The organism is Candidatus Velamenicoccus archaeovorus (genome assembly GCF_004102945.1).
In the GTDB taxonomy this organism is placed as follows: domain Bacteria; phylum Omnitrophota; class Gorgyraeia; order Velamenicoccales; family Velamenicoccaceae; genus Velamenicoccus; species Velamenicoccus archaeovorus.
The window spans coordinates 1,345,796-1,367,855 of the sequence record NZ_CP019384.1; the positions used below are offsets into that span (position 1 = coordinate 1,345,796).

Here is a 22,060-nt window from a genome sequence, read left to right on the forward strand (position 1 = left end):
CTTACTTCCTTAAAAGCACCCTCCTGGTGGCCTTCCTGGCCCCAAAGAACTTGACCGTGAAATCCGCAGCCTTGTGCGCGTCGAATTCCCTGCAGGAAAAGATATTGATGTAAGCGGAATTCCAGAGCTCGGAAAAATGCCCCGTGATCGAGCTGGTCTCAATGAACTGCAGCATCGAATAACCCGCGGTATGCGCCTTATCGTAACCGAAATGCGGCAGGAGCGTCTTGCCGTATTTTTTCATCTTCAACAGCTTGCAGAGCTTGGTGGTGAACTCAGAAAGCTTTTTGGCCGAACGGATCGTTTGAGGATCGCAACCGTAAAGATCCAGAACAACTTCCAGACCAAAACTACCCGCAGGCATCGTGACGTTCTTAGGCATCCCCTTACTTACCTCCCGTTGTTTGATAACACAGATTTCTAAAAAAGATTACACAGATTAAGTTCGAGTTTTAATCTGTGTAATCGGTTTATGAATCTGCGTCATCAGAGGGCGCCGGTTGTTTCAGCGCCCTCAATGTATTGTCCCTGGAATTGTTTTTTTGACGACGACACAACCCAGGGACATCGCTCTTGGGTGATATTATACTACACGCGTCTGTCAACACAAGATATCTTTAAAAAAATATTCCCCCTATTTCACCCTTTCGCTCGACGGCAAGAGCGCCGGATGCTCCTCGACTACGGTCGGCAGGCCCATCGGGCCCAATAATTCGATGAACGGGTCCGGATCCAGCTCTTCGACATTCACCATCGTCTTCGGATCCCAGATGCCCCGGGCGATCAGGATCGCGGCGGCCACCGGAGGCACACCCGCCGTATAAGAAATCGCCTGAGATTCGACTTCCTTGTAGCAGACGGCATGATCGCAGATGTTATAAATAAATATTTCCCTGCGCTTGCCGTTTTTGGTGCCTTTGACGTAATTCCCGATACAGGTCTTCCCCGTATAGTTCGGGGCCAGAGACGACGGATCCGGCAAAATGGCCTTGAGGACCTTTAACGGCACGACCTCAACGCCCTCGGCGGTCCTGACGGGCTTCTCGGACGTCAACCCCAGGTTGGTCAACACCGTAAAGACATTGATATAGTGGTCGCCGAACCCCATCCAGAAACGGATGGAATCGGCATCGATGTTCTTCGACAAGGAATGCAATTCATCGTGGCCGTTCAGATAGACCGGCATCTTGCCGACCACGGGAAAATCATAGACCATCTTGACGGCATGGACCTTTTCACAGACCCACTTGCGGTCGATCCACGTCCAGACCTTTTTGAACTCCCTGAAGTTGATCTCCGGATCGAAGTTCGTCGCAAAATACTTGCCGTGGCTGCCGGCATTCACGTCAAGGATGTCGATCGTATCGATCTTATCGAAATAATGCTTCGCGGCCAGGGCGCAATAGGCGTTGACCACGCCGGGATCGAACCCTGCGCCGAGGATGGCCGTGATGCCGTGTTCCTTGCAGCGGTCTTTGCGTTTCCATTCATAGTTGGCGTACCACGGCGGGTCTTCGCAGACCTTGTTCGGATCTTCATGGATCGCCGTATCCATGTAAGCGACTCCGGCCTGGATACAAGCCTCCAGAAGAGACATGTTGACGTAAGCCTGGGCCAGGTTGATGACGATCTGTGAATCCGTCTCCCTGATCAACTTGACTGTCGAGGGGACATCCAAGGCGTCGATCCTGCGGGAATAAATCTTCTTCGACTTATCCTTGAGGTGACTTTTTCTATTGACGCTCTCGATGATGGCCTCGCACTTGCCCTGGGTCCTCGACGCGATGCAGATGTCGCCCAGAACGTCATTGTGCTCGGCGCACTTATGCGCCGCCACATGAGCCACGCCGCCGGCCCCGACGATCAAAACATTTTTCTTCATATGAGCGGCCTCCTTCTCTCTCTTGGATAAGCTCCCTACGACAGGCTGCTGACAAAATCCCCGTAGGAAAAACGGCGCACCACATCCAGCGACCCGCCAAGCCTTCTGACGACGATCGACGGCATCTGAAGGCCGTTGAACCAGTTCTTCTTGACCATCGTATAGCCGGCGGCGTCCAGAAACCTGATCTCGCTGCCGACCTTGAGCCGCCGGCCCAGGCGATAGGTCCCGAAGATGTCTCCCGCCAGACATGAGCGGCCGGCGATCATATAGGTAAAACGCCCTCTCCGCTTTTCCTGGAGCTTGGCGTTCTGGCGGTAAATGAGCAGGTCCAGCATATGGGCCTCGGTGGATGCATCCACGATCGCAATGTCCATCCCGTTGCGGACGATATCGACGACCCGCGTCACCAGCTGCGCCGCCTGCGTGACGGCGGATTCCCCGGGCTCCAGATAAACCTGGATGCCGAAGGCGCGGCTGAAGGCCTCCAATGTTCTGCAAAACTTTGCGACCGGATACCCCTTCTTGGTAAAATAAAGTCCTCCGCCGAGACTGACCCACTTCAGCCGCCCCAGCACATCTCCGTAAGCGCGGCCGATATGCTCGAGGTGCCGCGCAAAATGACCGAAATCATCGTTCTCGCAATTGTAATGGAACATGACGCCGCTGAGACGCGGCAGAGCTTTTTTCAAGGCCGCCCTGTCCGTCACGCCGAGCCGCGAATATTTCCTCGCCGGATTCGCAAGGTCGAAATGGGAAAAACTGATGCCGGGGTTCACTCTGACGCCGACCGCACAACTTCCCGCCAGGCCGCTGAACGCCTCAAGCTGGGAAAGAGAATTAAAAATAATCTTGTCCGAAAAAGCGGCGACCTGGCGGACATCCTCCCTGGAGAAACCGACGCAATAGGCGTGGACCTCCTTGCCGAATTTTTCATGGCCGAGGCGCGCTTCGTAGACCGAGCTGGAGGTCGTTCCGTCCATATAGCGCTTCATGAGGTCGAAGACGGACCATGCGGCAAAGCATTTCAACGCCAAGACGGACTTGGCCCCGGACGTCTCCCGGATATGCCGGATAATCCTCAAATTCCCCAGCAGCTTCTTCTCATCGATCAAGTAATAGGGTGTTTTCAAAATCATTTTAAAAAGACCGCAAAAAAATAAGCCTGACCCGGCCCATGACATCCTCCCTTGCCGCGGTCAAGCCCCTGAATATACCGAATGTCTCTCTTGCTGTTTTCCATTTCCTCTATCAAAGCCTCCTTCGACCACTTTCGTCGGAAAAACCTGAACCCCGCCAGAAACAGCTCTTTCTGACGGGGTTCGGCCTTATGGGTGTTATCTTATATGAAATTATTTTACGAATCAAGAAAATTCTTTGAATTTCCCTGATTTTTCAGCCCGACAGGGCGCCCGGCAGGGCGGCTATGAACCCAACATGGCCTTCATATCATCCTCGGGTGTCGTGATCAGCTTCAGGTCGAATTTTTCCTGAAGGATTTTAAAAACTCCCGGCGTAAGAAAAGCGGGTGGCGTCGGCCCGATGCGCATGCCTTGGATGCCGAGAGACAATAAAGTCAAAAGGATGGCCACCGCCTTTTGTTCAAACCAGGACAAAACGATCGACAACGGCAGCTCGTTGACAGGAAGCCCGAAAGCCTTGCTTAAAGCGAGGGCGATCTGGATGACGGAATAGGCATCATTACACTGGCCGACGTCGATGAGACGCGGGATGCCGTCGATCGCGCCGAATTCCATCTTGTTAAAACGGTATTTGCCGCAGGCCACGGTCAGGATCCCGCAGTCTTTGGGAACGAGCTCCGCCAGGCGCGTATAATAATTCCTCCCTGGCTTGGCGCCGTCGCAGCCGCCGATCACAAAGAAACGACGGATCCTGCCGGCCTTGACCGCCGCCGCGATCTTATCCAAAAGACCGAGCACCGCCGTGTAGTGAAATCCTGTCGCGATTTTTTTGCCCGGCGCCTCCGGCAACGAAGGAAGTTCCCGCGCTGCGGCGATGACCGCCGAAAAATCACGTCCCTGGATATGCCTCACCCCTTCCACGCCTGCGATGCCGGTCGTAAAGAGCCGACGGCGGTAAGAATCCTTGGGAATCATGACACAGTTGGTCGTCACGAGGATCGCCCCTGGAAATGCGTCAAAATCCTTCCTCTGCTCCTGCCAGGCGTTGCCGTAATTGCCGACGAGGTGTTTGAACTTGCGCAGTTCCGGATAACCGTGGGCCGGCAGCATTTCGCCGTGCGTATAGATATAAATGCCCTGGCCTTCCGTCTGTTTCAAAAGCTCGTAAAGGTCCAGGAGGTCGTGCCCCGTCACAAGGATCCCCTTGCCTGCCTTCGTTCCCGTTTCAACCTCGGCAGGACGGGGTTCGCCGAAACGCTTGACGTGCGCCTGATTCAATAACTCCATCACGCGCAGATTCATCCGGCCGCAGGTCAAAACCAAAGACAGGAATCGCTCGACATCGAAATCGACATTGGTCAACGTCGCGAACATGGCCTCGTGCATAAAAGCGTCTATCTCGTCGTCTTTGGCTCCCAGCTCGCGGGCATGGTAGGCGTAGGCGCCGATGCCCTTTAAACCGAAAATCAAGGTATCCTGCAAAGATGCAATGTCCTCATTCTTGCCGCAGACACCTTTAACCGTGCACCCCGTCCCGCCGGCTGTTTGTTCACACTGATAACAAAACATACTCATGGCCTCACCCCTCCTGTTTAACCGCACCTCCGCCGGACACCGATGATTTTTTAGAAAATGCGGCGGCTATCGATATTGTCTTTCATCTCTCCTTCAATGCCCACAACAACATCCTCAACCGGTATATGGGCCCCTGCGCGGTCCATGGCCTCAGCCACGACCATCTTGAGACCCGAGCAGCACGGAACCTCCATGTGGACGATCGTTAAAGACCGTATCTCGTTCTTCCGGAATATGAGCGCCAGTTTCTCGACATAAGCCTGCGCATCGTCCAGTTTGGGACAGGCGACCAGAAGGATTTTTCCAAAAAGCAGGCTGCCGTGGAAATCCGGACAGCTGAACCCCGCGCAATCGGCCGCAAGCAGGATATCGGCGCCCCGCAGATAAGGCGCATTGACGGGGACAAGCGCCAGCTGCACCGGCCAATTTGCCAGCGCCGAAGCAGCCTTTTCTTTTGCCCCACCGCCTGCCGCCGGGGCCTCTTTCTGCCGCAGGCGGCCTTTCAAATCGATAGCCCGGCTGGCCGGACAACCGTCAACAGCCTTTTGGGAGGCATCCGCACCACAAGCACAGCCTGCTTCCTGCGCCGCTGCCGGCTGTTCCTCAAGGGCTTCTGGTGGACGTTCAACCAAGCGGATGGCCCCTTGAGGACAATGGCCGAGACACGCGCCGAGGCCGTCGCAATAACGATCATTTACCAGTTTTACCTTGCCGTTGACAAGCCTTAACGCCCCTTCGCGGCAATTCGGAATGCATCGGCCGCAGCCGTTGCACTTCTCTTCGTCGATCTCGATGATCTTCCTGATTGTCCGTATCGCTGATCTCATGGCCTCTTCTCCTTTCCAGGAAACAAGCATAACGCAGGAAGAAAAAAACGTCCTTGACTCAAGTCAAGTTTTCAAAATATGAAAATAGGGGATGCTCAAAGCGGTTCGCCGCTGCTCAAGCGTTCGAGTTTGGATCGGTCCAGGAGGCGGACATGTTTTTTGCGGAGTTGGAGGATGCGGCGGAGGGACATCTTGCGGGCAATGCGGGAAAAGGTCTCGGGAACGATCCCAAGCCTGGCGGCCAGCTCATTCTTCCTGATATCCAGTTCAAACTGGTCACTGTTACGCTGGACAGCCGTATCCAGAAAATATTTAGCCATCCGGGACGAAGCGCTTTTAAGGGACAACTCCTCGATGAGACTGTTGAAAAAACGGAGCTTCTCGCTCAAGGAAGCCAAGACAGACAGGGAAAGATCAAAATGCCTTCTCATCAAATCCAAAAACTGTCTCTTGGGAACATACAATAACTCGCTGTCCGTCAACGTTTCGGCAAAGGCCGGATATCTTTCAATCCCGCCGACAAGGACCGCTTCGGCGACGGAGCCGCCTTCGGAGATGACATGAAGGATCCTCTCTTCACCGGAGACGGAAAGTTTATAGACCTTGACCCTGCCGTTGAGGACGACGAAGAATCCGGCGGCAGGCTCCCCTTCACGGAAGACCGTCTCGCCGGCGGCAAACTTGCGCCGAATGGAAAAATTCCTGATGGCGCCCAGATAACGGGGGTCGATGCGGCAAAATAAAAAACATCTGTGGAGAGAAAGGCTATGAGATACGGCCATGCGATAAACTTTAAAATCCGACACGTGATTTGCAGCGGGGTCACAAGAAGGCGATTCCGAGCCCTCTTACGGTAACATTCGGAGACGGAGCTGTCAAAAAAATTTACGCCGGGCCGGCCAGGCTGCTTTTGACCAAGTCGCTCACCGTCTTGTTATCGCAGCGGCCTCCGGTCCTGATCAGGACCTCCTTCATCACGCGGCCCATGTCTTTAAGCGATGAAGCCTGGGTCTCGGCCATCACGGCGCGAACGATCTTCTCCAGTTCCTGCGCGGACATCTCTTGAGGCAAATAGCCCTTGAGGATCTCCAGCTCTTTCTTCTCTTTATCGACTAGGTCCTGGCGTCCGCCCTTCTCAAACTGGGCGATGGATTCCTGACGCTGCTTGACGAGCTTTTTGATGACACCTATAACATCGGCGTCATCGAGCTTCTCGGTTCTCTTCTCGATAGCGCAGTATTTCATCTGCGAACGCAAAAAGCTGATCGTCTGCGTGCGCAGTTGGTCTTTGGTTTTCATGGCGTCCTTGAAATCGGCCATGATCTTATCTTCAAGTGTCATATCCCGCCTCCTGACCTTCTCTATCTAAAACCAGATCCTTGACGCCTACCTGAACAATATTCACAGGAAAACGTCAGGGATCTAATTCGGACGGATCATTTACGTTCACCTGCCGCGCCGCGGCGGTTCCGCAAATAATGTCCTCATTAAAAATACCACGACATGCCGACAAGATACATATTGGCGTTGATGCCGCCGTTCGGTTCCTTGATGGACGCATTGGACACATGACGCATCCTGTAGCCGACATTGACAGCTACATTATCCTTTATGAAATATGTCAGGCCTGCGCCGCCGGCCGAGGCGAAATTGAACTGCGTCGACTGTTCATAGGTGTGCAACGTCATATAGTACAACCCCGTTCCTCCCTCTATATAAGGATAGAGTTTCTTTGTCAGAGGATAGGAATAGCGCAAATAGAAACCCGCGCCCATTTCCGCGTTGTTCTCTGGTTGAAAGATGTTGCCTGCAAATATCTCATAGATCAGCTCCAGCATCCCCTTGGGTTCGAAGCCGAATTTTTTGGTGAACGGCTTGAGGTCAAAACCGAAGCGCACACCCAAAGGAATGGCCTGTTCGTCGTCTTGGTTCTTCAAGTCTGCCTGGATATAGCCGGTGAAGAAACCGATCTCCTGCAGCCACTTGCCGATGCCCTCCTGCGGTCTCTCGGCAAAGGCCGGAGTCACAAGGCAAGATAAGGCTAAAAGAACGATCAGACCCGCTACCGCAAAGCCACGTGCTGATTTTTTCATGCCCTGCTCCTTTGTTAATGGGGCGTGTTTAAAAAGATCTATATCCACCGCACAAACGCGCGAAACTCCCTTAGGCGGACACCGTCTCTTTCGGCTTTTCCTGGAAACCCTCCGTCAGCATGTCCGCCACGGTCTGCGCCAACCACGGGCTTAGGGACGCCACCTCGATCTTCGTGGACCCTTCGTCCACCGGGGTAAAGAACAATCCCACCTGCGTCGTATCCACAAACCCGGCAAATTTCATTGCGGCCAGATAAGCGTCATTCTCGCCCCTCAGATAAATATTCGCGCCCTTGGCCTTGAGAATTTCATCGGCGCGCATAAAAGCATCATGCTTGGGCTTCTTGACAATAACGATCTTAGCGTCCGCGCGCGCCCGTTCCAGATGGGTCATGGACGTTCCCCATACCTCTTTCCCGAATTCCTTGAGATGGGCGCATCCGCTGCACAGAACAACGGCGCTCAGGCAAAAAAAAGCGAAGCCCCGCCAGCACGTCCGCAGAAGAGACGAGGCAGCAGCTTCTTTTCTCTCGGTGCATGGCGAAATCCTGCACCAAACCTTCATCTCCAGACGAGAGTCCGGGGCTTTTTGGTGCAGGACAAGGGCCCCAAGCCCTTGCGATTTGTCCTGCACCCGTGTCCGACGCGTATTCATATCGTCCCGCTATAAGACCGTCCGCACCATTTCCTGAATAATATGCCTTTATTATATCTAATCTGATAAAAAAATCTACTTTAAAAATCTTTTCGCCGATGACACGGACGCAGGCATCCCGCCCTTTGATTTTATGGCGATATTGTCTATAATAGCTTTATGATTTACGACCGCTTCCAACAAGAAGCCATCGATTTTATCAATCAAGGTTGCTCTGTCGTCGTCTCGGCGCCGACGGGCGCAGGAAAAACAGCTATTGCCGAGCATGTCATCACCGCCTCCATCGCCCAACAGAAAGGCGTCATCTACACGGCGCCCATCAAGGCCCTCTCCAACCAGAAATTCAGGGACTTTCGCCGGCTCTATGGAAGTGCCATCGGCATCGTGACCGGCGACATCTCCATCAATCCGCACGCGCCCGTCCTCATCATGACGACGGAGATATTCCGCAACAGGATCCTCGACGACCCCGGATCGCTCAAACAATACTCCTGGGTCATTTACGACGAGATCCATTATATCGACAACCCCGAACGCGGCACCGTCTGGGAAGAATCCTTGATCCTCCTGCCGGAACACATGAATTTTCTCGGACTTTCCGCGACGATCCCCAATATCGACGCGTTTGCCTCCTGGCTCAAAACCATCCATCACAAAGACGTCAGGGTCGTCATCGAAAACAACCGGCCTGTCCCTCTTCATATCTTCTTCCAGTGCCACGACCGCGTCACGGACAAAATTGACGCCTCTGCCTATCATCCCGGCAGACCCAACCGGCTCGACACCCTGATCGAACGCCTGGAATCCCAGGGAGGACTGCCGGCCATCTATTTTGCCTTCAGCAGGAGAAAAACGGAAGAGTTGGCGTATGAATCGCGCGGCCACCGCTTTCTGGCGCCCGGGGAAGAAATGCGGATCTCAGAACTCTTTGACTCCCTCTGCCGGAAATACGGTCTCCAGGATAATGCATCCGCCAAAGATATCTTCCCTCTCGTGCGGCGCGGCATCGCCTTCCATCACGCCGGGATGCTGCCGACGCTCAAGGAAATCATCGAACAGCTTTTCACCAGCCACCTTTTGAAACTCATCTTCACCACAGAGACGTTCGCCCTCGGCATCAACATGCCGAGCCGTTCGGTGATCTTCGACGATTTAAGAAAAATCTACGGCCGCTATGCCCGCAACCTCAAAACCAGGGATTTCTACCAGATGGCCGGCCGCGCCGGCCGGCGCGGCATGGATAAAGAGGGTTTCGTCTACTGCCGCGTCCATCCTGCCAAGATCAGGCCTGAAGAGGTCCGGCGCATCGTCTTCGGACGGCCGGAGGAAGTCAAAAGCCAGTTCAATACCTCCTACGCGACGCTCCTGAATCTTTTCGGGCAGCTCAAAGACAGGCTCCTGGACATCTACCCGCTCTCGTTCCACTTCTATGGCTCGCGCAAGAATGAACAAAAAGAAGCCGCGCGGCTCCTGGCGGCAAAAATGAGCCTGCTCAAGGAGCTCGGCTTCATCAAAGACAGCGCCCTGACGGACAAAGGGGATTTCGCCAAGGCGATCTACGGCTACGAGTTGATCATTTCCGAGCTCTACGACAAACGTATCCTGCAGTCTCTGGACGTCGCAAGCCTGGGGATGCTTGCGGCCGCGGCCGTCTTCGAGCCGAGAAAATACCAGCAACCTCCCGCCCGCCTGCCCCAAGGATGCCGTCAGATCAAACAGGCAAGCGACAAACTCTACGAAGCCCTGCGGGCCAAAGAACAAAGATGCAGGATTTATCCCGTCTCAAAAAAACTCTGGTGGCACCTTTCGCCGGCGATGGAAGCATGGATGAAAGGCGAAGACTTCGGACGGGTGGCGACGCTGACGGATACGGACGAAGGAGAGATTGTCAGGTATTTCCGCATGGCCCTGCAGATCTTGAACGAGATGCGCGAGATCAAAAACCTGCCGACAGAGATGAAAGAAAAGATCGAAAAGGCCATCCGTCTCATCAACCGCAACGAAGTGGACGCGGAAAAACAAATAAATCTCCCCGTGCTCGCCCCGCCCGAGACAGGGCAGACCTGAGGTTTCTTTCCTGGATGACCCCGCATTCTGCGGCTCGATTACGGGAAGGATAAACGGCACAGTCAAAGTCTGGATCCGGCCATGAAGCCTTAACGAATCTCCGCCTGATCCCCGACAGCAATCTTGTTGCGATCGGCAAACCCGGCGTTGGCTTCAAGAACATATCTGGCGGGGCGACTGTTGCTAAAAACGGGCGGCTGGCCTGGGCCGGAAGGCTCGACATTGCGTGCCATATCGACGATCCTGCCTGAAGAATCCATCCAGATAACATCCAGCGGGATCCTCGTGTTCTTCATCCAGAACCCCCATATGCCTTCCTGAGAAAAAACAAAAAGCATCCCGCGGTCCTGCGGCAGAAAACGCCGGTACATCAGGCCTTTTTGCCTTGCGGCATCGGTGTCAGCCACCTCCACGCGCAGACAAACGCTGGGCCCAAAACACACCTGCGGTGAAGCTTGTCTTTGGGCCGCGAACAACACAAGACTGCAAACCGCCAGAAAACCTATCAACGCCCAGAGAAGGCGGCGCTTCATGGACATCCGGGGGGTAACAGGATGGGGCGACGTCCCGTGCCGGCGAGCGATCACCCGCACAAGGGTATTGATCAGATGCTCGGCCTTGTAAAAATTACTCGATTTGTCAAAAAACCCGTTGACGCCGAGCTTGTAGGCGTCCACGCTCATCTCTTCCTCGCCGAACGCCGAAAGCATGACCACAGGAAGCCGGTCATCCACTTCCCTGATCGCCCTCAGCGTCTCGATACCCTCCTGACGGGGCATCTGCAGATTGAGGAAAACGATCCCCGGTTTCTTGCTCTTGATCATTTCAATGGCCTCGGCGCCGGACATAAGGGCCTCGATACGGTACCCCTGAGAGGTAAACCAGTACCTGATCGAATCGAGAAAATCCTTCTCATCGTCGACGATCATGATGTAAAAGTCGCTCTTGGAATCCTGGGGCTGATTCATCGGCTTATTGGACATCTATTTTCCCTCCGCGGAACGCCCTGGGGACGACAAAGGTGAACGTGCTGCCGTGACCGATCTGGCTCTCCACCCAGATATCTCCCCCGTGAAGATTGATGATCTCTTTGGCAATGGACAAACCCAATCCCGTTCCGCCTGTGCCGACAGGCGAAACGAGGCTGACCTGTTCGAATTTGTTGAATATCCTCTTGAAATCTTTCGGGTCGATGCCGATGCCCGAATCATGGACCGCGATCTCCACGCACGGCTCCTGGCATATCTTTTCTTTCAGATCCAATGGCTTGAGCTTGATATGGACTTCTCCTTTTTTCGGCGTGAACTTCAAAGCGTTGCCGACAAGGTTCACCATGACCTGCACCATGCGGTCCCTATCCGCATTGACCGTCACGGGCGCCTCCGGCAGGTCGATCTTCAGCACGATCTCCTTGTCGCTCACCCAGCTTGAAAGAGACACCTTGACCTCCTGGATGACGCCCCGGATATCGAAAGAAGACGGCAGGAGGACAAATTTGCCGGCCTCGAGCTTGGACATATCCAGAAGATCGTTGATGAGGCTGTTGAGACGCGCCAGGTTGAGCTTGGAAATGGCCAGAAACCGCTTCTGGTCGTCATTGATGGCGCCGGTGACGCCGCTGTCGATGAGTTCCAGGGACTTCTGGATCGCCACCACAGGCGTGCGCAGTTCGTGCGTCACCAGAGAGACAAATTGCGACTTGATCTCTTCGATCTGTTTCTCGTGCGTGATATCGCTCAAAACCGACACCATCCCGACGGTATCGCCATCCTCGTTCTCGACGACAGCCGTAGACGCCCTCAGGACTTTCTTGGTCGTCTCGTCTTTACTGTCGAGTTCAATCTCCTTCGTCACCTGGGTCCCCATTTCGGCGTCCAGATCTTTGGCGACGGCCAAGAGATGCTCATTTTTCAAGCTCTCGACGAGATACCTGCCGAGAGACTCCTTGGCCCGGCTGTCGAGGAGCTTCTCGGCCGCCGGGTTCATCATCACGATGCGGCCTTCCCGGTCGACGACGACAACGCCCTCGGCCACATGGCGCATAATGGCATCCGTCCTCTCTTTCTCATCGGCCAGCCTCTTATTGAGAGAGGTCAGATCTTCCGTCTCCCGGCGAACCTCTTTCTCAAGTTCCTCGTCGAACCTTTCGGCTATCCGCATAAGCCTGTCGAGTCTCTTCTTGGAAACGGCCACTTCCTTGTCCTGGGCAAGCTCCGCTTTAAGCTTTTCGACAAACAAGGCGGCCTTGTCGCGGGCCGCCCCGCGCCCCACGAAATAATCCTGGAGCCTGGGCACCAGCCTCTCCCCATCCCTCTCTTCGTTGAAGATGCGGGCCCCCAGGCTGACAGATTCCCCGGGTGCGTTTTCAAAAGACGAAAACGCATAAAATGCCATGGCCATCTTGATATCGTCTGTACAGGACCGGATTGCATCTTCGGCAGTCAAAAAAATAAAAACCGTATTTTTCTTGCGGAATGAATCGAAGACGCGCTCCATAAAACCCGACGGATCCGGCTTGCGTTTCAGGATAATGGGCGCGATATGTTCGGCCATCCAGGCGATGAATTTCTTGATGACGGCCTCAAAATTCCCGGTCTCTTTGGCGCTCCGGATGATCACGTCGACGATAGACCCCGGATCCCGCTCAAGCTTCTCAAAAATGCCTTCAGGGGGCTGCGACAAATCCCCCCTCCTGCCGCTCAAGAAATCCTGGATATGCCCGGCCATCCCCTCAGACTCCGCCTGGCCTTCGGGCCGCACATCGGAAAGCACCGCGCCTGCCTCACGCAATCTCTCAGGAGACAGCCTGCGGACCTGGATATGCCTGGAGCCGCTCAACAGAATTGCCGGCGTCGAACGGCCCTCACCGGTATCCGTATCCCTGGAAGACGCCAATGCCTTGATAAAATCAATTAACTCGCCGGGTTCCACTCCCCGCAAGAAAACAACAGCTTCAAGCCCAAAGTTCACGAACCGGTCGTAAATCTCCCGGACCCCCGTGACATCTGCGTCCATCGGCTCCTCATTCAGAAGCATCCGGCCGCCCGGGAGGCCTGCGGCAAAAATTATCTCTGTTTTTTCTTTAAGAATCGTATCGAAGATGGAAAAAAGGCTGTGCAAAGTCTCACGGGACAGGGAATGCTGGGAGACATAGAGCGAAAGCCTTTTGAAGGCGAGGAAGAAGGACTTAAAGACTTCTCTGTATAACGCTGATTTTTCAGACATAGGGACAATCGATAGGAAACATTTCTATCATAACGTGCTTTACGGCAAATGGCAAGGTGAATGTGGCGCTTAAACCCGCAGGATCGCCCCGGCTTTTCCGGCGAGCTCCTGACCTATCCGAAGGTAAGGGCGTAGATCGACAAACCGGGCCCGTCCACCTCGATCTCGAGCTTGTGCTGGCCATATCCCGGACCGCAGATAATGTGGTACATATCATGGCCGGAGACCTTGACCATGCCCCCATCCCCCGCGTCTTCGCAGCTATACGACTGACCGATATATCTGCCATCTACCTTAATCATGAGCCTCGCACCGGCTCCAGGGGCACCGGCGACGAGATTGACGGACTTGGCCTTATAGATGAGGACGATCTTCCCTGTAGCCGACTGCAGACGGAGATGATCGGCATCATTGAACCACTCCCCTTCCAAATAGACCTGGTTAGGCGCCAGCGTATCCGGCAGGACATAGCGGATGACCCTGCCCTCTTCAAATCCTTCGGGGCTGCCGAAGTTACCGCGCGTCGTCTCGGCCCCGAGATAAATCTCCGGCGTGCCGATCGAACCAAAATCAACCTCATCAATCTTTCCGGGCCGGACGGCGCCAAGAGAAGACGCGCCCTCTGCGATATGCAGGACACGCCGGCGTTCTTCCAGGAGACGACGGATCACCTGTTCGGTCTGGCCGTAGCCGCCTTCGCCCACATGTTTGTAAACGATGAAGCCGTCGATATCGATCAGGTATTTCGTAGGCCAGTAAAGGGTATCGTAGAGACGCATGTTGGCATGGGCATTGTCCAGGATCACCGGATAATGGATCCCCGCTTTCTTGACGGCCACGGCGACATTGTCATAGACCTTCTCAAAACCGAATTCCGGGGCGTGCACGCCGATGATCAGAAGTCCTTCGGATCCGTATTGGGCGTCCCATGCGGTCAAATAGGGCAGCGTCCTTTGACAGTTGATACAGCTATAGGTCCAGAAGTCGATGAGGATGACCTTCTTGCCGATCGCATCGGAAAGACGGAAAGGTTTCGTATTGATGTAGCCGTCGGGTGAAATGAATTCTTTGGCGCGTTCGTATTTCATTTTTTTCTCCGCGATCCGTTTTGTATTCGCCACCCCTTGCGCGACAGGCGCCGCGATCTCCTGGCTGGCGGCGACAGACGCAGGAACGCCGGACAATTCTTTCTCTTTACGGGGCTCCAGGACATATATAGCCGCGACGATCGCCGCAACGGCAACAAACAATAAAAAAGGTCTCTTTGTCATATCCGTTTCAACAATGCTTTATTCAAAAAGGTGCCGTTCACAACCGCCGCCAGATCATCTGTAAAAACAAGGATGCCCAGAAGAATCAGAAAAATACCCATCAAGCGGTTGATGATCCACAAATAACGGGCCAGCCGGCCGGTCCATTTCACGGCAAAAGACGCAAATAACCCCGTCAAAAGGAACGGAACGCCAAGACCGAGGGCATAGCCGAGCAAAAGCCAGAAGCTTGCCGCCGGCCGGCTGGCGGCCAGGGCCAAGATGCTGCCCAGGATGGCTCCGACGCAGGGGGTCCAGCCGACCGCAAAAGCCGCTCCGAAGACGAAGGAAAAAACATAAGGAGGCAGCCGGGCCCCTGTCCTCAGCCGGACCTTATGCTCTCTCTGGAGCCAAGGAATCTCCAGAAGCCCCAGAAGATTCAGGCCGAAAACAATAATGACGATGCCGCCGATACGCCCCAGCCATTCTTTGGCCGCGAAAGAGACCTGCTGAAGGATGGTATTGAGCAAGACGCCGAGGAGGGCAAAGACCGAGGCGAATCCCAGCACAAAAAAACAGGAGCATAAAAAAATCCTGCGGCGCCCCGCAGAGGCTTGTGCCAAAGAAACGCCGGAAAGATATCCCAGGAAACCGGGAATAAGAGGCAAAACGCAGGGATTCAAAAAAGACAATAAACCGGCGCCGAACGCTATGGCGAAAGAGACTCTATCCACCGTTAATCATCGTGATGCGCTTCGCTGCTCAAAGGCTCGACATGAACGACGATATCGCTGACCCCGCAAAATTCCTTTTTAATAAGATCCTCGATCTTGACGGTCAGATCATGGGCCCGGACCACCTTCATGTTGTCATCTACCAGGAGATGCAGGTCGATAAAGATATCGTCGTGACGGCCGCGCGTCCTGATCTTGTGGCATTTTTTGACCTCGGGAATCGCCATCACGAGGCGTTCGATGGCGCGGCGATCGATGGCCGCCGTATCGCACAGAATGGCCGAAGACCCTTTAAGGATCTCCAAGCCCGAAATGGCGATAAAAACGGCGATGACCATGGCCACAAGAGGGTCCAGGATGGGAAATCCGATCTTGACGCCGATCAGGGCAACGGCGACGGAACAGGATGTCAGAAGATCCGCCCGCGTATGCATGGCATCCGCGACAAGGATATCGCTGCCGAGGGCGCGGCCGCGGCGGCTCTCATAGAACATGACGGCCGTATTTATCAGCATCGTCAAGCCGAGAACGACAAAACCCCAGATATTGACTTCCGGCGCGCTCTTCGTCCGCAGTCTCTCCCAGCCGCTGTGGATAAGATTCAAACAGACCAAAAACAACAGGAAAGCGATGACAAGCGAAGCGAGGGTCTCGTATTTCTTGTGGCCGTAAGGATGGTCTTCGTCCATGGGTTGCCCGGCGATCCTCATGCCCAGGAGACCGACGATATTGGAAGCGCCGTCCGCAAAGGAATGATACCCGTCGGCCACCATGCTGGTGCTGTTGATCAGGTAGCCGAAGACCAATTTCAGGATCGCCACCAGCCAGTTCAATCCCAGGATAACAACAAGGATCCGCCGGACGGCGCGCACGTAGCCCTTTTCTCCCGCCGGGGCATGAAAGGCATGTTCATGATGGTGCAGAGACATGGATTATCCCACCAGTAGAAGGAGCGCCATGACTGCGACGCCCAGGATGATGGACAACAACTGAAAAACAGAACGCGAAAAACGTACTTCGCGATGAAGTTCGGGGATCAGATCCGATCCGGCCAAATAGATAAAACCTCCCGCCGTCAGAGGCAGCGCATAATCCGCAAAATCTTTAATATGCGGGCCGACGAGGAGCGCTGTCACCGATCCTATGACCGCCACCAGCGCACACAAAAAATTCATAAACAGCGCCCGGAAACGGCCCAAACCGCCGTTGACAAGGATCCCGTAATCGCCAATCTCTTGGGGAATCTCATGCAAAATGACGGCCAGCGTCGTCGTCAAGCCGATAGGAAAACTGACCGAATAGCTGGCGCCGATAATAATGCCGTCGATAAAATTATGGAAGCCGTCGCCGATCAGATTGAGCCAGACAACGGGCTTGCTGTGCATGTCGCAGATGCCCGAATGGCAGTGCCGCCAATAGATGAATTTTTCAAGGATGAAGAACACGAGGATGCCGGCCATGACGCCGAAGGAGACGCGCAAAGGCGAGGCGGCCTTTTCAAAAGCCTCTGGAAGGATATGGATAAAAACGTCCCCGAACAACCCGCCGACAGCAAAGCTGACCAGAAAAAGCAGGGCCCTTTTCAGACGGTTCTCGTCCATGGCCAAAGTCACGATGCCAACCAAAGAGATGAGGCTGACCAGAAAAACGCTCACCAAGGTGTAAAGCCAGGTCTTCATAATATCCATGTTTTCCACAGGTTATGGTAGATTTTCTTTCTTAAAGATTAGTCTAAGAAGCGCGCTTTGTCAACCAATAAGAAAACCAGGCGCCTGGACATCGGCGCCTGGTTTTCATTGATAACCGATACAAACCTGCGGATCAGGCCTTAACGGTACAAACGTCTGCCGCCCCGGCCGCAATCTTATCCTTAATGAGCCCGGCAACCTTCCTTCCTGAATACAGCATCCCGGAGAACGTCGGTCCCATACGGGGAATGGCAAAAACTGTGGCCACGCTCATACCGCAGACATAAAGACCCGGATAGACCTCTCCTGTCTTTTCCACGAGCGCATCTTCGGAAGCGACGATATCCATGGCCCCGCACTCGCCGTAGGACAGAATCCCTCTCTTCTGCAAAGCCTGACAGACACGCGCATCGTGCCCGGTCGCATCTACGACAACCCTCGCCTCCAAGGCGACAGGATCGACACAGGTGATCGCCCGCGGCAGGGCCGATACGGCCGCCCAGTTGACGACCACGCCCTCCACGCGTCCCTGACGACAAACCACATCGTCGCACTTCGTCATTTGGAGGAATTTCACCCCTGCGTCGCATGCCGCGGCAATCAGCTTGGAACACGCCTCAGGACCTTTGGCCGCATACAACCCCTCTTCGATTTTTTTGTATCCGACACCTAACTCATCCAGCATCTCTTCTCCGGGACTGCGGAATGTCAGGGTATTCATAAAATACCCGCCGATCCAGAAACCGCCGCCGAGATAATTGTTGCTCTCGACCACCAGGGTCTTCAAGCCGCTCCGCGCCAGGTCCCGCGCCGCCACAAGACCGCTGGGGCCGGCTCCGACGATCACAACATCGCTTTCGATATGTCCGTCGAATTCCTGCAGGAATTCCGACGATATGGCACGCGTGATACGCGCTTCATTCACAGGATAAAATGTCATACGAGTCTCCTTAATTTTGCCTATAACCAGGCCCTTTCCTTAGGCCCTCCCCTTAGGGGTATGGGGAAGGCCTACCCCTTGTGGGTTACAAAATTAGGCCCTTCGCTTATTTGGTATTGCGAAGGCCTACCCCCTTGTAGGGTTAATCCCGAGTCTGCGAAGGAAATTTTTGCCGGATGGCCGTCCGACGGCCTACCCTGGCAAAAATTTTCAAGCGCCCGCCACCACTGCGTCGGCGGGCGTCCGCCGAAGAACTAGTGGCGGACGTTGAGACGAGGGATAAGCGCCTATTCCTTAAGTTGTCCTTCTCATCATCGAACACTCTTCACAAACAAAAAACCCTGCTGCCAAGCGCAACAGGGTCCTCAAAAGACATGGTCCATGTCTACCTCCCTTCGCTGGCATTACCCAGTCCTGCTTCGCTAAAACACTTTCGTTTTAGCTTCGCAGGATTCCTGCGTGGCCCCTTTAGAAGCGGGGCGCAACAGGAATCAGGTTCATGAGGTCATCCGCTGCGCCGTCGAAGCACGCTTCGACAGCCTGCGGAACTCTCAGGCCGATACACGACCTCCCTCGTCCGAATTGTGTCTTTACCTTATCAAAGGACGACGCCTTTGTCAAGGAAAGCGCCAACAAATAACCTCTTCATTTATGTTCGCGCGCTACGCGCTGGGTCAATGGGTTCAAAGGATCGAGCCGCTGGGCATCCGCCAGATATTTTTTGGCCAGGTCTTCCTCGTTACGGCGGAAATAGATCTGCGCCAGGCGCGCATAGGCATCGGCGAAACGCGGATCGACCTCGATCGTCTCTTTGAGGAGCGCCAGCCCCTTCTCGGCGTCGCCGCCGGCAATGCCGGGCGCCAGCGCATAAAAGCTCCCCAATCCGAAGAGGACGCCGGCGGAATGGGGCGTAAGCTCCTGCGCCTTCTTGAGATACCCCAATATCTGCGTGCCCTGGAAAAGCTTGGAGAAGATCCCTCCTTCGTCGGCCAGCATCGCCTTGGCGCCTCCGATCGTCAGGTAGGCCCGCGCATAATTCGTCAGGTCTACTTTCTGTCGCCCCTGTCTGATGACCTTCGAGGCCAAAGAAATCGAGCGGCCATATTCCCGCTTGTCGAAAATCATATAGGCCAGCGTGATGTAGGCCGGAGAAAATTCAGGATCCTTTTGGATGATCTCTTCAAGGATCTTTTCGGCCTTATCCACCTCATGGCGCCGGCGCAACACCTCGGCCTGTCCCCAGCGGGCCTCGATACTCTGGGGATCGGCCTGAAGCATCCGCTTAAAGACGCTTTCGGCCTCATCGACCTTGTATTCATTCAGAAGAACGATACCCAAAAGATACAGGGCCTCCTGGGATTGCGGATTCTTCTGTTGATAAGCGACGGCTTCGGGGAGAGAAGTCTTGTCGGCCTTTTCATGAATATCCTTCCAGTCCGTCGCCGCGGCAGATCCGCATAGCGATATAAAAACAGCCGCAGACACAACCGATAGGATACGCTTCGTCATTCCATCCTCTCTTTGTGGAATCCTCCGGGCCTGCCTTAGCCAAGGCGAGCCGGACTCTCCCTTCTTGTTTCAAACAGTCTCCTGAATGATCCTCACAGCGCCTTCCCGGGGGTTCCCTCCCGAGACAGTGCTGCATTTCCTGCCGAGGGATTGAACCCATTGTAACAAATACCAGGCGATGGACAATAGATAAATCGTCGCATGCCTCACACGTCTTCCTTCGGACATGTGTTGTTTCCAGCACTGTGAGATGATATGATAGGTTTATTGTTCATGCGACCTGCAACAAGGCATATGGAGAGCCAGCTATGGCCATAAAGATCAATCTTGCCAAATCAGCCGGCTTCTGTTTCGGCGTACGCCGGGCCATCACCATCGCCCTCAAGACCACGGCAAAACACAAGGACGTGCGGATGCTCGGCGATATCGTCCATAACGAAGACGTCATCGCCATGATGGAGAGAACCGGAGTAAAAAAGATCAGGACGCTGCGCAAAAACCGCGGACAGACGCTCGTGATCCGCGCCCACGGGCTGTCGGCATCCGTCTTTAAGCGCGCTCAAAAACTCGGCTACATCGTCGTGGATGCGACATGCCCCATGGTCAAGGAGATTCACAGGATTGCGCGCAGGATGGAGCAGGAAAAGCGCAGGATCATCATCATTGGAGATAAAAAACATGACGAAGTCCGCGGCATCAAGGGCCAGCTCAAGACAAAGGCCTTTGTCGTCTCTTCTGTCGGGGCCGCGGCCCGCCTGCCTTTTCCAAAGATCAAAAAAGCCGCGGTGGTCATTCAATCCACGCAAGACGAAGAAAACGCGCTCGGCATATTGCAGCTGATCGCCTCGAAAGTGCGGGATTTGAAATTCTTCAACACCATCTGCGCGCCGACCAGGGTCAAACAAGCAGAAATCAAGGCCATCCCCTTGAAGAACGATGTCGCGATCATCATTGGTTCCGGCGCGAGCGCCAACACGCGGCGTCTTTTTGAGATCGCCAGGAAACTCAACCCGCGCACCTATTGGGTCAGGTCCGCCGGAGACATCCGTCCCCGCTGGCTGAAAGGTATTTCATCCATCGGGATCACGACAGGGGCATCGACACCGGACTCAACGACTCAACAAGTGATCACGCGCCTCCGCGCCCTCTCTGCCTGAACTAGGCCCTTGCGGTCTTCTTCTCAAAAATTCTGCTTGTACTTCAAAAAGACGGCGTCGTTAGTTTCTGGCAGCTGCGTCGTATTCGTGACACTCTCCTGGGAACGCATCTCCTTTTCACCCTCAACGGACAGATGATCGGCCACCTTATAGACCAATGCCGCCTTTTGGGTCATGGAAACATTGCCGCTGCTGCCGTCTTCCTGTGAAACGGTATAATTCAACCTGGCTCGCGTCGTTATTTGCGTCCCCAGGCCGACCCCTTTCTTGTTCTGGTCGATCTCCAGATGGATATCGCTTACCCCCAAGGCATGGGCCAAATCAGTCACCTTCCCGCCGAAAAACAAGAAATCCAGCGTATCTTTGATCAAATCTGCAGACACCCCTCCCTCGGACAAAGACTTCTCGGCGCTTTGCCAGCTTTTGCCTGTCAAAAGCATCACCAGAAGCCGCTCCTGGGGCATGGAAGGATCTGAATCAAACCTGAGCTTCGGTTCTTTGAGGGTCCCCTGAAGACGAATCGAGATGGAAACATTTTCCACCTGCGAAAAACCTCTAAGATCCAACCGCACATCCCGCGGGCCGTCGGCCAGGATGATGCGGCCGGGTTTCAGGACAATAGCGGCATGAGGCAGCTCGAGTTGCCCGCCATAAATACCGACAGAAGCCCAAGATCCGTTCGATTTCGCATATTCCCACAGAAATCCCAAAGGACAATTCTGAAGGACAAAACGGCTCCCCTGGATTTCCGCCACATGGGCTTTTCCTTCGACGGCGAACCGTTGCGCTGAAACCTTCAGGCGGCATTCCAGGCGGTCCACAAGACCCCGCAGATCCGCCAGCTCCTTGACGGCGGGCGCAAAACGGCGCACATCTCCCAGATGGATGTCCTTACCAAAAACATCCCCCTCAAAAACGCCATCCTGCAACGCGCCATCGAGGACGACATTCCCGGAATCAGGAAGGATCAGGCGGCCGTTATGGATCTCGACATTGAGCCCTTTCGGAAACGGAACGCTGAAAAACACATCGATCTTGGAAATCCTCACGATGAGATCCTGCGGCAGGCGCCCTTTGAAACGGCTGATTTCCAGATCTTTGATCACCAGGTGTCTGCCGAGCGAACCGTCGATTCCGGCGATCTTATAGTCGGCGGCGCCCATGATGTCCCGGACGACTCTCCGGACAACAAAAGAAGCGCCCCAGCGCGTCAACAAGAGCCACCAAAGGCATACAACAGAAAAAACGACAAGCACGGATGTAAAAATCCCCAATATCGTAAATATTTTCTTTCTCATAGAACTCCAAACGGAATA

At 54.4% G+C, this 22,060-nt stretch carries 20 protein-coding genes; 2 read left to right on the forward strand and 18 right to left on the reverse strand.

Annotation, left to right across the window (positions count from 1 at the left end; translation table 11 throughout):
• Position 1: 1 nt before the first annotated feature.
• The 9 genes from BU251_RS06100 to BU251_RS06140 form a co-directional block, all read right to left on the reverse strand.
• Positions 2-382 (reverse strand): S-adenosylmethionine decarboxylase family protein, encoded by a 381-nt coding sequence (locus BU251_RS06100; protein WP_128700171.1) that lies wholly within the window; start codon positions 380-382, stop codon positions 2-4.
• 252 nt (positions 383-634) lie between these two features.
• The gene (locus BU251_RS06105; RefSeq protein WP_128700172.1) at positions 635-1,882 is read right to left on the reverse strand and encodes a saccharopine dehydrogenase family protein; all 1,248 of its coding nucleotides are present in this window, start codon (positions 1,880-1,882) and stop codon (positions 635-637) included.
• A gap of 35 nt (positions 1,883-1,917) precedes the next feature.
• Positions 1,918-3,021, reverse strand: coding sequence for a carboxynorspermidine decarboxylase (nspC, locus tag BU251_RS06110; RefSeq protein WP_128700173.1), 1,104 nt, complete (start codon positions 3,019-3,021; stop codon positions 1,918-1,920).
• A gap of 285 nt (positions 3,022-3,306) precedes the next feature.
• The gene (gene hcp / locus BU251_RS06115) at positions 3,307-4,593 is read right to left on the reverse strand and encodes a hydroxylamine reductase (RefSeq protein ID WP_128700974.1); all 1,287 of its coding nucleotides are present in this window, start codon (positions 4,591-4,593) and stop codon (positions 3,307-3,309) included.
• Between the two features lie 56 nt (positions 4,594-4,649).
• On the reverse strand, positions 4,650-5,426 hold the full coding sequence (locus BU251_RS06120; RefSeq protein ID WP_128700174.1) for a 4Fe-4S binding protein: 777 nt from the start codon (positions 5,424-5,426) through the stop codon (positions 4,650-4,652).
• Positions 5,427-5,521: 95 nt separating this feature from the next.
• Complete coding sequence (locus BU251_RS06125) at positions 5,522-6,208, reverse strand: Crp/Fnr family transcriptional regulator (RefSeq protein WP_128700175.1); 687 nt, start codon at positions 6,206-6,208, stop codon at positions 5,522-5,524.
• Positions 6,209-6,311: 103 nt separating this feature from the next.
• Positions 6,312-6,767, reverse strand: a complete 456-nt coding sequence (locus BU251_RS06130; protein ID WP_128700176.1) for a GatB/YqeY domain-containing protein — start codon at positions 6,765-6,767, stop codon at positions 6,312-6,314.
• A gap of 146 nt (positions 6,768-6,913) precedes the next feature.
• Complete coding sequence (locus tag BU251_RS06135; protein WP_128700177.1) at positions 6,914-7,519, reverse strand: acyloxyacyl hydrolase; 606 nt, start codon at positions 7,517-7,519, stop codon at positions 6,914-6,916.
• Positions 7,520-7,589: 70 nt separating this feature from the next.
• Positions 7,590-8,174: a hypothetical protein gene (locus tag BU251_RS06140; RefSeq protein WP_128700178.1), complete on the reverse strand. Its 585-nt coding sequence runs from the start codon at positions 8,172-8,174 to the stop codon at positions 7,590-7,592.
• A 159-nt stretch (positions 8,175-8,333) separates the two neighbouring features.
• Here BU251_RS06140 and BU251_RS06145 point away from each other — a divergent pair, with 159 nt between their 5' ends.
• A complete protein-coding gene (locus BU251_RS06145; protein ID WP_128700179.1) occupies positions 8,334-10,241 on the forward strand; it encodes a DEAD/DEAH box helicase in 1,908 nt (635 codons plus the stop codon).
• 89 nt (positions 10,242-10,330) lie between these two features.
• Here the strand turns inward: BU251_RS06145 and BU251_RS06150 are convergent, their stop codons facing one another.
• The 8 genes from BU251_RS06150 to BU251_RS06185 form a co-directional block, all read right to left on the reverse strand.
• Positions 10,331-11,224 carry a DUF192 domain-containing protein gene (locus BU251_RS06150; RefSeq protein ID WP_128700180.1) on the reverse strand — a complete coding sequence of 298 codons (894 nt, stop codon included), beginning with the start codon at positions 11,222-11,224 and terminating at the stop codon, positions 10,331-10,333.
• The gene (locus BU251_RS06155; RefSeq protein WP_128700181.1) at positions 11,214-13,466 is read right to left on the reverse strand and encodes a sensor histidine kinase; all 2,253 of its coding nucleotides are present in this window, start codon (positions 13,464-13,466) and stop codon (positions 11,214-11,216) included. Before BU251_RS06155 ends, BU251_RS06150 begins: the two co-directional genes overlap by 11 nt.
• 113 nt (positions 13,467-13,579) lie before the next feature.
• Entirely contained in the window at positions 13,580-14,737 is a 1,158-nt protein-coding gene (locus BU251_RS06160; protein WP_128700182.1) for a redoxin domain-containing protein, read from the reverse strand.
• A complete protein-coding gene (locus BU251_RS06165) occupies positions 14,734-15,450 on the reverse strand; it encodes a cytochrome c biogenesis CcdA family protein (RefSeq protein ID WP_128700183.1) in 717 nt (238 codons plus the stop codon). The genes BU251_RS06160 and BU251_RS06165 overlap by 4 nt, the downstream gene beginning before the upstream one ends.
• A gap of 2 nt (positions 15,451-15,452) precedes the next feature.
• Positions 15,453-16,379, reverse strand: coding sequence for a cation diffusion facilitator family transporter (locus BU251_RS06170; RefSeq protein WP_128700184.1), 927 nt, complete (start codon positions 16,377-16,379; stop codon positions 15,453-15,455).
• 3 nt (positions 16,380-16,382) lie between these two features.
• The gene (locus BU251_RS06175; protein WP_128700185.1) at positions 16,383-17,129 is read right to left on the reverse strand and encodes a ZIP family metal transporter; all 747 of its coding nucleotides are present in this window, start codon (positions 17,127-17,129) and stop codon (positions 16,383-16,385) included.
• A 142-nt stretch (positions 17,130-17,271) separates the two neighbouring features.
• Positions 17,272-18,078 (reverse strand): sulfide-dependent adenosine diphosphate thiazole synthase, encoded by an 807-nt coding sequence (locus BU251_RS06180; protein WP_128700186.1) that lies wholly within the window; start codon positions 18,076-18,078, stop codon positions 17,272-17,274.
• Positions 18,079-18,723: 645 nt separating this feature from the next.
• Entirely contained in the window at positions 18,724-19,587 is an 864-nt protein-coding gene (locus tag BU251_RS06185; RefSeq protein ID WP_128700187.1) for a tetratricopeptide repeat protein, read from the reverse strand.
• Positions 19,588-19,895: 308 nt separating this feature from the next.
• On the opposite strand from BU251_RS06185, the gene ispH reads away from it, so the two are divergent.
• Positions 19,896-20,744, forward strand: coding sequence for a 4-hydroxy-3-methylbut-2-enyl diphosphate reductase (gene ispH, locus BU251_RS06190; RefSeq protein WP_128700188.1), 849 nt, complete (start codon positions 19,896-19,898; stop codon positions 20,742-20,744).
• 23 nt (positions 20,745-20,767) lie between these two features.
• On the opposite strand, the gene BU251_RS06195 is transcribed toward ispH, so the two are convergent.
• Positions 20,768-22,042: a translocation/assembly module TamB domain-containing protein gene (locus BU251_RS06195; RefSeq protein WP_128700189.1), complete on the reverse strand. Its 1,275-nt coding sequence runs from the start codon at positions 22,040-22,042 to the stop codon at positions 20,768-20,770.
• Positions 22,043-22,060: the final 18 nt, after the last annotated feature.

Excerpts from the sequence above, each read along its gene's own strand:
- BU251_RS06100 (WP_128700171.1), bottom strand. The coding sequence starts at position 382 with ATGCCTAAGAACGTCACGATGCCTGCGGGTAGTTTTGGTCTGGAAGTT.
- BU251_RS06105 (WP_128700172.1), bottom strand. The coding sequence starts at position 1,882 with ATGAAGAAAAATGTTTTGATCGTCGGGGCCGGCGGCGTGGCTCATGTG.
- nspC (WP_128700173.1), bottom strand. The coding sequence starts at position 3,021 with ATGATTTTGAAAACACCCTATTACTTGATCGATGAGAAGAAGCTGCTG.
- hcp (WP_128700974.1), bottom strand. The coding sequence starts at position 4,593 with ATGTTTTGTTATCAGTGTGAACAAACAGCCGGCGGGACGGGGTGCACG.
- BU251_RS06120 (WP_128700174.1), bottom strand. The coding sequence starts at position 5,426 with ATGAGATCAGCGATACGGACAATCAGGAAGATCATCGAGATCGACGAA.
- BU251_RS06125 (WP_128700175.1), bottom strand. The coding sequence starts at position 6,208 with ATGGCCGTATCTCATAGCCTTTCTCTCCACAGATGTTTTTTATTTTGC.
- BU251_RS06130 (WP_128700176.1), bottom strand. The coding sequence starts at position 6,767 with ATGACACTTGAAGATAAGATCATGGCCGATTTCAAGGACGCCATGAAA.
- BU251_RS06135 (WP_128700177.1), bottom strand. The coding sequence starts at position 7,519 with ATGAAAAAATCAGCACGTGGCTTTGCGGTAGCGGGTCTGATCGTTCTT.
- BU251_RS06140 (WP_128700178.1), bottom strand. The coding sequence starts at position 8,174 with ATGAATACGCGTCGGACACGGGTGCAGGACAAATCGCAAGGGCTTGGG.
- BU251_RS06145 (WP_128700179.1), top strand. The coding sequence starts at position 8,334 with ATGATTTACGACCGCTTCCAACAAGAAGCCATCGATTTTATCAATCAA.
- BU251_RS06150 (WP_128700180.1), bottom strand. The coding sequence starts at position 11,224 with ATGTCCAATAAGCCGATGAATCAGCCCCAGGATTCCAAGAGCGACTTT.
- BU251_RS06155 (WP_128700181.1), bottom strand. The coding sequence starts at position 13,466 with ATGTCTGAAAAATCAGCGTTATACAGAGAAGTCTTTAAGTCCTTCTTC.
- BU251_RS06160 (WP_128700182.1), bottom strand. The coding sequence starts at position 14,737 with ATGACAAAGAGACCTTTTTTATTGTTTGTTGCCGTTGCGGCGATCGTC.
- BU251_RS06170 (WP_128700184.1), bottom strand. The coding sequence starts at position 16,379 with ATGTCTCTGCACCATCATGAACATGCCTTTCATGCCCCGGCGGGAGAA.
- BU251_RS06175 (WP_128700185.1), bottom strand. The coding sequence starts at position 17,129 with ATGAAGACCTGGCTTTACACCTTGGTGAGCGTTTTTCTGGTCAGCCTC.
- BU251_RS06180 (WP_128700186.1), bottom strand. The coding sequence starts at position 18,078 with ATGACATTTTATCCTGTGAATGAAGCGCGTATCACGCGTGCCATATCG.
- BU251_RS06185 (WP_128700187.1), bottom strand. The coding sequence starts at position 19,587 with ATGACGAAGCGTATCCTATCGGTTGTGTCTGCGGCTGTTTTTATATCG.
- ispH (WP_128700188.1), top strand. The coding sequence starts at position 19,896 with ATGGCCATAAAGATCAATCTTGCCAAATCAGCCGGCTTCTGTTTCGGC.
- BU251_RS06195 (WP_128700189.1), bottom strand. The coding sequence starts at position 22,042 with ATGAGAAAGAAAATATTTACGATATTGGGGATTTTTACATCCGTGCTT.